Annotated in this window: 9 protein-coding genes; 4 read left to right on the plus strand and 5 right to left on the minus strand. The window is 70.2% G+C overall.

Features of this window, described 5'->3' with window-relative positions; translation table 11 throughout:
- Nucleotides 1–81 precede the first annotated feature (81 nt).
- Nucleotides 82–3,618: a DNA polymerase III subunit alpha gene (gene dnaE, locus ACIO3P_RS35390; RefSeq protein ID WP_329826050.1), complete on the minus strand. Its 3,537-nt coding sequence runs from the start codon at nucleotides 3,616–3,618 to the stop codon at nucleotides 82–84.
- Between the two features lie 259 nt (nucleotides 3,619–3,877).
- Between dnaE and ACIO3P_RS35395 the strand changes: the two genes are divergently transcribed.
- From ACIO3P_RS35395 to ACIO3P_RS35405, 3 genes are all read left to right on the plus strand, one after another.
- Nucleotides 3,878–5,233: a DUF2252 domain-containing protein gene (locus ACIO3P_RS35395; protein WP_401788026.1), complete on the plus strand. Its 1,356-nt coding sequence runs from the start codon at nucleotides 3,878–3,880 to the stop codon at nucleotides 5,231–5,233.
- Nucleotides 5,234–5,307: 74 nt separating this feature from the next.
- Nucleotides 5,308–5,991, plus strand: a complete 684-nt coding sequence (locus tag ACIO3P_RS35400) for a hypothetical protein (protein WP_329826048.1) — start codon at nucleotides 5,308–5,310, stop codon at nucleotides 5,989–5,991.
- Between the two features lie 101 nt (nucleotides 5,992–6,092).
- Entirely contained in the window at nucleotides 6,093–6,908 is an 816-nt protein-coding gene (locus tag ACIO3P_RS35405; protein ID WP_401850383.1) for a DsbA family protein, read from the plus strand.
- 117 nt (nucleotides 6,909–7,025) lie between these two features.
- Here the strand turns inward: ACIO3P_RS35405 and ACIO3P_RS35410 are convergent, their stop codons facing one another.
- The gene (locus ACIO3P_RS35410; protein WP_329826046.1) at nucleotides 7,026–7,595 is read right to left on the minus strand and encodes a dienelactone hydrolase family protein; all 570 of its coding nucleotides are present in this window, start codon (nucleotides 7,593–7,595) and stop codon (nucleotides 7,026–7,028) included.
- A 59-nt stretch (nucleotides 7,596–7,654) separates the two neighbouring features.
- On the opposite strand from ACIO3P_RS35410, the gene ACIO3P_RS35415 reads away from it, so the two are divergent.
- Nucleotides 7,655–8,773, plus strand: a complete 1,119-nt coding sequence (locus tag ACIO3P_RS35415) for a mechanosensitive ion channel domain-containing protein (protein ID WP_329826045.1) — start codon at nucleotides 7,655–7,657, stop codon at nucleotides 8,771–8,773.
- 73 nt (nucleotides 8,774–8,846) lie between these two features.
- Here the strand turns inward: ACIO3P_RS35415 and ACIO3P_RS35420 are convergent, their stop codons facing one another.
- From ACIO3P_RS35420 to ACIO3P_RS35430, 3 genes are all read right to left on the minus strand, one after another.
- Nucleotides 8,847–10,433: a Na+/H+ antiporter gene (locus ACIO3P_RS35420; protein ID WP_329826044.1), complete on the minus strand. Its 1,587-nt coding sequence runs from the start codon at nucleotides 10,431–10,433 to the stop codon at nucleotides 8,847–8,849.
- Between the two features lie 196 nt (nucleotides 10,434–10,629).
- On the minus strand, nucleotides 10,630–11,100 hold the full coding sequence (locus ACIO3P_RS35425; protein ID WP_329826043.1) for a GNAT family N-acetyltransferase: 471 nt from the start codon (nucleotides 11,098–11,100) through the stop codon (nucleotides 10,630–10,632).
- Complete coding sequence (locus ACIO3P_RS35430) at nucleotides 11,097–12,038, minus strand: RluA family pseudouridine synthase (RefSeq protein ID WP_329826042.1); 942 nt, start codon at nucleotides 12,036–12,038, stop codon at nucleotides 11,097–11,099. The genes ACIO3P_RS35425 and ACIO3P_RS35430 overlap by 4 nt, the downstream gene beginning before the upstream one ends.
- Nucleotides 12,039–12,114 lie beyond the last annotated feature (76 nt).

Consider the following 12,114-nt stretch of genomic DNA (forward strand, 5'->3'; position numbering starts at 1 on the left):
GGTACGTACGCGGAGGGGCGCGCCCGGTTTCCGGGCGCGCCCCTCCTTGAGTGCTGTGAGCTCTGTACGGGTCGGGTTCCGCTAGCCGGCCAGGCAGGACGGGCCGAGCAGGACCTTCAGGTCGCCGAAGAGCGCCGGGTCGGGCTGGACCCGGTGCCGGTCGAGGCGGAGCACGGTGGTCTTCCTGGCGCCCTGGAGCTTGATGCGGACCTCGGAGTTGCCCCGGTGGTGGCTCAGGATCTCGCCGAGCCTGCTGACCATGGGCGGGGTGAGCTTCACCGTGGGGATGGTGATGGTGACGGGCGCGTCGGTGCCCGCCGAGGAGACGTCGGGGACCTGGAGTTCCATGGCGACGAGCCGGGGGACGTCCTCGCGCTTGTCCAGCCGGCCCTTGACGAAGACGACCGTGTCCTCGACGAGCTGGGTGGAGACGAGTTGGTAGGTCGCGGGGAAGAACATGCACTCGATGGAGCCCGCGAGGTCCTCGACGGTGGCGATCGCCCAGGCGTTGCCCTGCTTGGTCATCTTGCGCTGGAGGCCGGAGATGATGCCGCCCACGGTGACGACCGCGCCGTCCCCGTGTTCCCCACCGGTGAGCTGGGAGATCGACGCGTCGGCCTTGTCGGACAGCACGTGCTCCAGGCCGAAGAGCGGGTGGTCGGAGACGTAGAGGCCGAGCATCTCGCGCTCCTGCGCGAGGAGGTACGTCTTGTCCCACTCGATGTCGGAGAACTCGACGTCGAGCCCGAACCCCGGCTCGCTCGTCTCCTCGTCGCCGCCGCCGAAGAGGTCGAACTGCCCCTCGGCCTCCTTGCGCTTGACCTGGACGACGTTGTCGATCATCGGTTCGTGGTGGGCGACCAGGCCCTTGCGGGTGTGGCCCATCTCGTCGAAGGCGCCGGCCTTGATGAGTGATTCGACGGTGCGCTTGTTGCAGACGACCGCCTCGACCTTGTCGAGGAAGTCGGGGAAGGTCGCGTACTTCCCCTTGGCCTTGCGGGACCGGATGATCGAGTCGACGACGTTCTGGCCGACGTTGCGGACGGCTGTCAGTCCGAAGAGGATGATCTCGTCACCCTGGGCGGCGAAGTTGGACAGCGACTCGTTGACGTTGGGCGGCAGCACCTTGATGCCCATGCGCCGGCACTCGTTGAGGTAGACCGCGGACTTGTCCTTGTCGTCCTTGACCGAGGTCAGCAGGGCGGCCATGTACTCGGCGGGGTAGTTCGCCTTGAGGTACGCCGTCCAGTAGGTGACCAGTCCGTACGCCGAGGAGTGCGCCTTGTTGAAGGCGTATCCGGCGAACGGCACCAGGACGTCCCACAGCGCCTTGATCGCGGCGTCCGAGAAGCCGTTCTTCTTGGCGCCCGCCTCGAAGAGGACGAAGTTCTTCGCCAGCTCGTCGGCCTTCTTCTTGCCCATCACGCGGCGCAGGATGTCGGCCTCGCCGAGCGAGTAGCCCGCGACGATCTGGGCGGCCTTCTGCACCTGCTCCTGGTAGACGATCAGGCCGTAGGTGAGCCCGAGGACCTCCTTGAGGGGCTCCTCCAGCTCCGGGTGGATCGGGGTGATCTCCTGGCGGGCGTTCTTGCGCTCCGCGTAGTTCGTGTGCGAGTTCATGCCCATCGGGCCCGGCCGGTAGAGGGCCGAGACGGCGGAAATGTCCTCGAAGTTGTCGGGCTGCATCTGGCGCAGCAGCGAGCGCATCGGGCCGCCGTCGAACTGGAAGACGCCGAGCGTGTCGCCCCGGCAGAGGAGTTCGTACGTCTTGGGGTCGTCCAGCGGCAGGGAGAGCATCTCCAGGTCGATGCCCTTGTTGGACTTCACCATCTTGACGGCGTCGTCCATGATCGTCAGGTTGCGCAGGCCGAGGAAGTCCATCTTCAGCAGGCCGAGCGACTCGCACTGCGGGTAGTCCCACTGGGTGATCGTCACGCCGTCGGTGTGCCGGACCCAGACGGGGACGTGGTCGGTGATCGTCTCGCTGGACATGATCACGCCGGCCGCGTGCACACCCATCTGCCGGACCAGGCCCTCCACACCCTTCGCGGTGTCGATGACCTTCTTGACGTCCGGCTCGTTCTCGTACATCCCCCGGATCTCGCCCGCCTCGCTGTAGCGCGGGTGGGAGGGGTCGGTGATGCCGTTGAGGTCGATGCCCTTGCCGAGGACGTCGGCGGGCATGGCCTTGGTGAGCCGGTCGCCCATCGCGTACGGGTAGCCCAGCACGCGGGCGGAGTCCTTGATGGCGTTCTTCGCCTTGATCTTGCCGTACGTGCCGATCATGGCGACCTTGTCGGCGCCGTACTTCTCGGTCACGTACCGGATGACCTCACCGCGCCGGCGCTCGTCGAAGTCGATGTCGACATCGGGCATGGAGATGCGCTCGGGGTTGAGGAACCGCTCGAAGATCAGTCCGTGCTCGATCGGGTCGAGGTCGGTGATGCCCATGGCGTACGACACGATCGAACCGGCGGCGGAGCCACGGCCGGGGCCGACCGCGATGCCGTTGTTCTTCGCCCACATGATGAAGTCGGCGACCACGAGGAAGTACCCCGGGAAGCCCATGTCGATGATGATGCCCATCTCGTACTCGACCTGGCGCATGCGGTCTTCCGGGATGCCGTTCGGGAACCGGCGGGCCATGCCGCGCATGGTCTCCTCGCGGAACCAGGAGACCTCGGTGAAGCCTTCGGGCACCTCGAACTTGGGCATCAGGTTCCGCTCCTGGAACCAGCCCTCGGTGTCGATCTGGTCGGCGACCAGGCGGGTGTTGGCGCACCCTTCCTGCCAGGCGTCGGAGAGGTCGACGGCGTACATCTCGTCGGTCGACTTGAGGTAGTAGCCGGTGCCGTCGAAGCGGAAGCGGTCCGGGTCGGAGAGGTTCTTGCCGGTCTGGATGCAGAGCAGCGCGTCGTGGGCGGTGGCCTCGTTCGCGTACGTGTAGTGCGAGTCGTTGGTGACCAGCGGCGGGATGCCGAGCTTCTTGCCGACCTCCAGCAGCCCGTCCCGCACCCGGCGTTCGATCTCGATGCCGTGGTCCATCAGCTCCAGGAAGTACCGGTCCTTGCCGAAGATGTCCTGGTACTCGGAGGCCGCCTTCAGCGCCTCGTCGAACTGGCCGAGCCGCAGCCGCGTCTGGAGCTCACCGGAGGGGCAGCCCGTCGAGGCGATCAGGCCCTCGGACCACTTCGCGATGGTCTCCTTGTCCATCCGGGGCCACTTCTGGAGCCAGCCCTCCTTGTACGCGTCCGAGGAGAGCCGGAAGAGGTTGTGCAGCCCGGTCCGGTTCGCCGCCCAGATCGTCTTGTGGGTGTAACCACCCGAACCGGACACGTCGTCCCGCTTCTGGTGCGGCTGGCCCCACTGCACCTTCCGCTTCAGCCGCCGTGACTCGGGCGCCACGTACGCCTCGATCCCGATGATCGGCGTCACGTCCGCCTTCTTCGCCTGATGGAAGAAGTCGTAGGCCCCGTGGAGATTCCCGTGGTCGGTCATCGCGATATGGGACATGCCCATCTCTTTGCACGCCTTGAACATGTCCCCCAGCCGCGCGGCACCGTCCAGCAGCGAGTACTGGGTGTGGACATGCAGGTGCGTGAAGGGCGGCTTGGTCACGGCGGGGGCCTCCAGTGAGCGGGTGACACGGTGGTTTCCCGGGGGCGCGCCCGGGGGTCTCCCGGCGCTGCGGACAGTCCGGGGAGACAGCCCCGAAGTCTACGTCGCACGACCGACAACGGGCGGGCACCCGGGCGGCCCGGCGGGCACTCGGAGGTGGCTTCGCGCGTTGCTCCTCCGAGGGCACGGACGTGCCCTCCGAGGGCTCTGTCGCCCTGTAGTCACCCCTTGACCCACCGCCACCAGGAGGCACCCCGCGATGTCGGTCCCGCGACCTGTCGAAGCAGCCGAGGAGCAGCGCGCAGAGGAGATTCTCGCCGTCTTCGACACCGCGTTCGGTGAGCTTCTGGCGGCTGATCCAGCAGCCTTCCGGGTGAAGTTCCGGAAGATGGCGGCCTCCGCGTTCGCCTTCTACCGGGGTACGGCGTGCCTGTTCTACAACGATCTGGCACAGGAGGGCTCCGGGGCGGCCGGGACGGCCGCCGGGGACGACGCGGGGTTCCTCGACGAGCGGACGGGCCGGGTGTGGATCCACGGCGATCTGCACGCGGAGAACTTCGGCACGTACATGGACGCCAACGGCCGGCTGATCTTCAATGTGAACGATTTCGACGAGGCGTACATAGGCCCGTTCACCTGGGACCTGAAGCGGTTCGCCGCCTCGCTCGCGCTGATCGGCTACACGAAGGCGCTCAGCGACCCGCAGATCACCGAGCTGGTGGAGATCTACGCGGGCGCCTACCGCGAGCGGATCCACGCGCTGGCGACCGGCGCGAAGAACGACGAGGTGCCGCCCTTCACCCTGGACACGGCCCAGGGCCCGCTGCTCACCGCGCTGCGCTCGGCCCGCTCGCTGACGCGCTTCTCGCTGCTGGACTCGATGACGGAGATCCGGGAGTTCGAGCGGCGCTTCGCCCCGGGCGGCGGCTCCATCGAGCTGGACGCGGCCACCCGGTACAAGATCCTCGCGGCGTTCGACGGCTATCTGGAGACGCTTCCGGAGTCCAGCCTGACCCGCCCCGACTCGTACCGCGTCAAGGATGTCGTGGGCCGGCGGGGCATCGGTATCGGCTCGGCCGGGCTGCCCTCGTACAACATCCTGCTGGAGGGCAACAGCGACGCCCTGGAGAACGACGTCGTGATCTACCTGAAGCAGGCGCAGACCCCGGCGGTCTCCCGGCACATCACCGACGGGGCCGTCCGCGACTACTTCCAGCACGAGGGCCACCGCACGGTGATCTCGCAGCGGGCGCTCCAGGCGCACGCGGACCCGTGGCTGGGCTGGACGGAGCTGGACGGGGCGGGCCAGCTCGTCGCCGAGGTCTCGCCGTACGCGGTGGACCTGGACTGGTCGGACCTGGACGACCCGGAGGAGATAGCGGCCGTCGTCGCGGACCTGGGCAGGGCGACGGCGACGATGCACGCGGCGGCGGACGACGAGAGCGGGCACTCCCTGGTGCCGTTCTCCACGGAGCGAGCCATCGACGCGGCGATCGCGGCCGACGAGGACGGCTTCGGAGCGCTGCTGGTGGAGTTCGCCCACACGTACGGGGCGCGGGCGCGGGCGGACCACCAGATCTTCGTGGACCTGTTCCGCAACGGCCGGCTCGCGTAGGCCGGGCCCGGTCCCCGGTACGGCTGTGATGCTTTAGGGATCGTTTACGGGGACCCATGGCACACTCGGCGACGATGGACATATCCGGGACGCGGCTCAGAGCGGCGCGGGCAGCACTCTTCACGGCACTGGTCGTGACGCTGTCCGCGGGCTCGCACGTGCTGCTGTCCCGTACCCCGCTGCCGCTCTCCCTGGTCGCCGCGCTCGGCGCCGCCGTGTTCGCGCTCACCTACGCGGCGGCGGGCCGCGAGCGCGGCTTCTGGCGGATCGCCGCCCTGCTCGTGCCGCTGGAACTGGCCGCGGACACCGTTTTCACCAGCGGCCAGCGTGTCTGTTACGGCGCCTCGGGCGGCCCCGTGGCGGGGTCGCTGCGCGCGGTCGGTTTCGACGTGCTGTGCGGCGGCGGCCTCGGCGCGCCGCTGCCCGGGGTGGCCTCGCCGCGGTCCACGGCCGCCGCGCTGCTGGACTCCCCCGACCCGGCCCTGCCCTGGCTGCTGCTGGCCGGCCATGTCGCGGTGGGGCTGCTCGCCGCGGCCTGGCTGCGGCACGGCGAGGCGGCGCTGTCCCGGCTGGTGCGGGCCGCGGCAGCGACCGCGTTCCGGCCGCTGCTGATCGCGGTCGCCGTGGTCTCCACGGCCGCCCGGGCGGTACGGCGCGCCGCGCGCCCCGCGGACCGCCCGCGCCCCTCCCGCCACCGCCTCCTCGTGCACTCCGTGGGACGAAGGGGCCCGCCCGGCTTGGCGCTCGGCGCCGTCTGAGGCTCTTCCCGAGCCGAACCGAGCCGAGCCCTGGCCCGTCGCCCTCCCCTCTTCAGCGGCAGCACGCCGCCCGCACACGTCATCCCACGGAGCGAATCATCATGAGCGCACGCAACAACCAGGCCAACAAGGCAGCCGCCCGCGAGCGGCTGCGCGCCGAGCGCGAGCGGCAGGCGAAGAAGGACAGGACGCGCCGCCAGTTCGTCGTCATCGGATCGGCCGTCGCCGTCCTCGCGATAGCCGGCGGCGTCGGCTACGCCGTCGTCCAGTCGAACAAGCCCTCCCACTGGGAGGCCATGAAGGACGAGAAGACCGTCGTCGCCCCCAAGAACACCGAGGGCACGAACGGCACAACCGTCGTCATCGGCAAGAAGGACGCCAAGAAGACGCTCGAACTGTACGAGGACTCCCGCTGCCCCGTCTGCGCCACCTTCGAGCAGGCCGTCGGCGAGACCGTCCACAACGATGTCAACGCCGGCAAGTTCAAGATCAAGTACGTGGGCGCGACCTTCATCGACAACTCCGACAACGGCGAGGGCTCCAAGAACGCCCTGTCGGCGCTGGGCGCGGCGCTCAATGTGAGCCCCGAGGCGTTCCTGGAGTACAAGACCGCGCTCTACTCGGCGAAGTACCACCCCGAGGAGACGAGCGACAAGTTCGCCAAGGACAGCTACCTCCTCGAAGTGGCCGACTCCGTGAGCGCGCTCAAGGGCAACGCGGCCTTCAAGAAGGACGTCGAGAGCGGTACGTACGACGCCTGGGCGATGAAGATGTCCGCCGCCTTCGACAAGAGCGGCGTCCAGGGCACGCCCACCCTGAAGATGGACGGCAAGAAGCTCACGGCCGAGGGCAGCGACAACGCGCCCATGACCGTGGCGCAGTTCAACGCCGCGATCACCAAGGCGCTCAAGGGCTGAATCCGGGCACCGGGCCGTGCCGCCCCCGCCCGTACGCACGGCGGGGGCGCACCGGCCCTCTCGGGCCCTCCGCTGCCCTCGGCCCACCGCTGCGCCCGCAGCCCCTCCGCCGAAGGCTCAGAGCGAGTCGATGAAGGCCAGCGCGGTCCGCCAGGTCTCCTCGGCGGCCCGCTCGTCGTAGTCCGGCAGCTCCGGGTCGGTGAACAGGTGCCCGGCGCCTGGGTAGCGGTAGACCTCCACGTCCGCCCCCACCTGCCGCATCCGCAGGTACCAGGCGGTCAGCCAGTCGTGCGGCTCGAAGGGATCGGGGTCCGCCACATGAAGCTGTACGGGCAGCTCGTCCACGGCCGCGTTCTCCGCGATGTCGGACGTGCCGTGCAGAAGCAGCAGCCCGCGCGCCTTCGCGTCGCCCAGCGCCAGATTCTGTGCGATCGATCCGCCGAGCGAGAGGCCCACGTACACCAGCCCGCGCTCCGAGTACGGGGCGGCGGCCAGCACCGCCCGGCGCAGCAGTTCGTCCTTGCCGATCCGGTCCTTCAGCTTCATGCCCTCCTCCACGGTGGAGACCGTTTCTCCCTCGAAGAGGTCGGGCACGCGCACCTCGTGCCCGGCGGCACGCAGCCGGTCGGCCGCGGCGTGCACAGCCGGGCGGAGACCGTAGACGGAGTGGAAGAGCATGATGTCCATCCGGACATCCTGCCAGTCCGTCCGCGCCCGGCCCCCACGAGAGGGACGAGAGGGAGTTCATGGAGAACGCACTGCGCCCACTGATCGTGCTCGGCGGCACGGTCCTGCTCACACTGGCGCTCGGCTGGGTCGTGGACCTGGTGCTGCGCCGCGCGGACCACCGCCACCCCGAGACCCCGCTGTGGGGGCTGCTGCGGCGCTGCGGCGTGCCGCTCCAGGTGCTGGTGATGGCGTCGCTGCTGCGCGGTACGTACCGCGAGACCGGCTGGCGCCTCATCGAGAGCTACCAGTCCGAGATCGGCCGGGTGCTCTCCCTGGTGGTCATCGGCTCGGGTGCCTGGCTGGTCGTACGGGTCGTCTCCGTGGTCGTCGAGTCGTCGTACGCCCGCTACGCGACCTCGACGCGCGATCCGGCCCGGGTGCGCCGTGTCCGTACGCAGGTGACGCTGATGATGCGGATCGTGATCGCGGTCGTCGTGGTGGTCGCGGTCGCCGCGATGCTGCTGACCTTCCCCGACCTGCGCAGCATCGGTACGTCGATGCTGGCCTCCGCGGGCATCATCGGCATCGTCGCCGGTGTCGCCGCGCAGTCCACGCTGAGCAATCTCTTCGCCGGGTTCCAGATCGCCTTCGGCGACATGGTGCGCATCGGGGACACCGTGGTGGTCGACGGCGAGTGGGGCGTGGTCGAGGAGGTCACGCTGACCTTCCTCGCCGTACGGACCTGGGACGAGCGGCGTATCACCATGCCCGTCTCGTACTTCACCGCCCAGCCCTTCGAGAACTGGTCGCGCGGCGGGGTCCAGATGACCGGCACGGTCTTCCTCCAGCTCGACCACTCGGCGCCGGTGCCGCTGATGCGCGAGAAGCTCCAGGAGATCCTGGCGGAGTGCTCGGCGTGGGACGGCCGGGACTGGAGTCTGGCCGTCACGGACACCACCCCGACGACGATCGAGGTGCGCGCGGTGGTCACGGCCAAGGACGCGGACGACATCTGGAAGGTGCGCTGCGCGGTCCGGGAGGAGATGGTGGCCTGGCTGGCCGCGCACCATCCGTACGCCCTGCCGAGGATCGTGGGCGAGGTCGCCGCGCCGAGCCGGACCCCGGCGGCCAGGGCGGACGCCGGGGACGGCCGGGAGGCCGGGGCGGGCCGGGAGGCCGACACCGGCCGCGGCTGACGGTCCCGGGCCAATGTCCTGACGGGCCGGTGTCCGGCGGGCCGGCCGGTGTCCGGGCCGCCCGCCGTCCGCGTCAGTGCATGCTGCGTACGTCGAGCTGGCGCAGGACGCGGTCCACGATCTCCGGGTCAGCGCCCGGCTCGTTACGGGCCGACAGGACCTCGTGGCGGGCCGCCGACATCATCTCGCGCTGGATGCGCTGTACGGCACGGCCGCGGGCCACCCGCTGCGCGGCCCACTCGCGGCGCTCGTCGTCCGCCAGGTCGGGGCTGATCCGCAGCCCGATGTCGATGGCCACGCGCGCCAGCCGCTCGCTGATCTCCTCCGGGACCTCCTCCACCGTCTCGATCTCCTTGAGCCGGCCCTTGGCCGCCTTCGCGGCGCGGAGCGCGAGCGCGTGCTCCAGTTCGTGCTCCGCCTTCGTGTCCGCCCGTACCCCGAGCTTCTTCACCAGCCAAGGCAGCGTCAGCCCCTGGACGACCAGGGTCGCCATGATGACCGAGAACGCGATGAAGATGATCTCCTCGCGGCCCGGGAACGGCTCTCCGCTCTCCGTCTCCAGCGGGATGGCGAGCGCCAGGGCGACCGAGGCCACCCCGCGCATCCCGGCCCACCACATGACGACGGTCTCGCGCCAGCTCGTCGGGATCTCCTCGTCGTAGTCCCGGAGCTTGTGCATCCGCTTGGCCAGCCAGGTCGCGGGCAGCAGCCACAGCAGCCGTACGAACACGACGACCCCGACGACCGCCGCGCCCCAGCCGAGCATCTCGGGCGTCCGGCTCTCGGCCGCGCCGAACGCGTTGTGCAGCTCAAGACCGATGAGGCCGAAGGCGACCCCGGTGACGAGCGTGTCGACGACCTGCCAGAAGGAGTTGCCCGCCAGCCGTCCCATGACGTCGTCGGCGTCCGCCGTGTGCGTGGCGAGGAAGAGCGCGATGGTGAGGACGGCGAGCACCCCGGAGCCGTGCAGCTCCTCCGCCAGGACGTAGCTGACGAACGGCACCAGCAGCGACAGGCCGATCTGGAGGGTCGCGTCGCCGAGCAGCGACATCAGCTTGTTGGTGAGCCAGCCGAGCGCGAGCCCCACCGCCACGGCCACCACCGCGGAGAGGACCAGCGAGCCGACGGCGCTCGGCCAGGAGAAGGTGCCGCTGACGGCCGCCGCGATCGCCACGTGGTAGAGCACGATCGCGGTGACGTCGTTGAAGAGGCCCTCGCCCTCCAGGATGGAGACCAGCCGCCGGGGCAGCCCGAGCGATCCGGCGACGGCGGTCGCGGCCACCGGGTCGGGCGGGGCGACGAGCGCGCCGAGCGCGACCGCGGCGGCGAGGGGCAGGCCGGGCACGATCGAGTTGGCGACCGCCGCCACGGCCGCCGTGGTCACGAAGACCAGCGCGACCGCGAGCAGGAAGATGGGCCGCAGATTCGCCGTGAACTGCCGCCAGGAGGTGCGTTGCACGGCGGCGTACAGCAGCGGTGGCAGCAGGAGCGGCAGGATGAAGTCCGGCGGGACCTGCACATTCGGTACGAAGGGCAGCAGCGCCAGGGCGACGCCGATGATCGTCATCAGCACCGGCGAGGGCAGCCCCAGTTTGTCCCCGAGCGGAACGGTGAGCACCGCCCCGAGCAGCAGGACGATCAGCAGTGCCAACTGGTCCACGGTGGGCCCTCCGGTGGTCGAAAGCCTGAACGACGGACAGGGCGGACAGGGGTGATCAAGGGGGGATCAAGACCTCAAGCCTGCCATGGGCCCGCTACTCCGCAGGCCAGGGGGGCCGGAGCCACCGGACACCCGCCTCACGCCGCCCGCTTCCACGCCGCCCGTTCCCGCTCCGTCCGAGCGCCAGGGCATCGCCCTAGAGCACCCGGCGCATGGACCGGTGCGGAATGCCCGCGTCCGGGAACTCGGGTCCGTACGCCTCGTATCCGAGCCGCTCGTAGAAACCGAGCGCGTGCGTCTGCGCGTGCAGGTCCACCACCCGCAGGCCCCGCTCGCGCGCCGCGTCCTCGATGGCCCGTACGAGCGCGGCGCCGATGCCGAGACCGCGGGCCGCCGGGGAGACCGCGAGCCGTCCGAGGGCGCCGGTGTCCGGATCGCCGCCGGTACGGTCGGCCGCGCCGGGCCCGTACAGCAGCCGTCCGGTGCCCAGCGGCACCCCGTCGTCACGCACGGCCAGCACCTGGAGCGCGTCGCCGTCCCGGCCGTCGTACTCCAGCTCCTCGGGCACGCGCTGCTCGACGACGAAGACCTCCTTGCGGACCGCGAAGCACGCCGCGAGGTCCGCCGGGTCCCGCGCCACCCGCAGCGTGCAGCCGGGCACGGTCACGCGTTGCTCTCCGCCCTGACCTTGTCCAGCGCGCCCTGGAGGTCGTCGGGGTAGGTGCTCGCGTACTCGACCCAGCGCCCGTCCGACGGGTGCTCGAAGCCGAGGCGTACGGCGTGCAGCCACTGCCGGGTCAGCCCGAGCCGCTTGGCGAGCGTCGGGTCGGCGCCGTAGGTCAGATCGCCCACGCAGGGGTGGCGGTGGGCGGACATGTGCACCCGGATCTGGTGCGTACGGCCCGTCTCCAGCTTGATGTCGAGCAGCGAGGCTGACCGGAACGCCTCGATCAGGTCGTAGTGCGTGACCGACGGCTTGCCCTCGGCGGTCACGGCCCACTTGTAGTCGTGGTTCGGGTGGCGGCCGATGGGCGCGTCGATCGTGCCGCTCATCGGGTCGGGGTGGCCCTGCACCAGCGCGTGGTAGCGCTTGTCGACGACACGCTCCTTGAACTGCGCCTTGAGCAGGGTGTACGCGCGCTCCGACTTGGCGACGACCATCAGCCCGGAGGTCCCGACGTCCAGCCGGTGCACGATGCCCTGGCGCTCGGCCGCGCCGGAGGTCGAGATGCGGTAGCCGGCGGCGGCCAGCCCGCCGATGACGGTCGTGCCGGACCAGCCGGGGCTGGGGTGCGCGGCGACGCCGACCGGCTTGACGATGACGACGATGTCGTCGTCGTCGTGCACGATCTCCATGCCCTCGACGGGCTCGGCGACGATCTGTACGGGCGCGGGGGCCGCGGGCATCTCGACCTCCAGCCAGGCCCCGCCGTTCACGCGCTCGGACTTCCCGACCACGGCGCCGTCGACCTGGACCTTCCCGGAGGCGGCCAGCTCGGCCGCCTTCGTACGGGAGAAGCCGAACATACGGGCTATGGCGGCGTCGACGCGCTCGCCCTCCAGGCCATCGGGCACGGGCAGGGTTCTGATCTCGGGAAAGCTCACCTGTCGAGTATGCCTTGTGGCTACGACAGACCCGACCGCGTGGCTACACCCGGCCCGACCGCGCGCTCTCCACCGC

Origin of the sequence: Streptomyces sp. NPDC087310 (genome assembly GCF_044744405.1) — a bacterium.
Classification (GTDB): Bacteria; Actinomycetota; Actinomycetes; order Streptomycetales; family Streptomycetaceae; genus Streptomyces.

Bases quoted from the DNA above. Each gene is read 5' to 3' on its own strand.
- ACIO3P_RS35395 (WP_401788026.1), top strand. From the start codon at position 3,878: ATGTCGGTCCCGCGACCTGTCGAAGCAGCCGAGGAGCAGCGCGCAGAG.
- ACIO3P_RS35400 (WP_329826048.1), top strand. From the start codon at position 5,308: ATGGACATATCCGGGACGCGGCTCAGAGCGGCGCGGGCAGCACTCTTC.
- ACIO3P_RS35405 (WP_401850383.1), top strand. From the start codon at position 6,093: ATGAGCGCACGCAACAACCAGGCCAACAAGGCAGCCGCCCGCGAGCGG.
- ACIO3P_RS35410 (WP_329826046.1), bottom strand. From the start codon at position 7,595: ATGGACATCATGCTCTTCCACTCCGTCTACGGTCTCCGCCCGGCTGTG.
- ACIO3P_RS35415 (WP_329826045.1), top strand. From the start codon at position 7,655: ATGGAGAACGCACTGCGCCCACTGATCGTGCTCGGCGGCACGGTCCTG.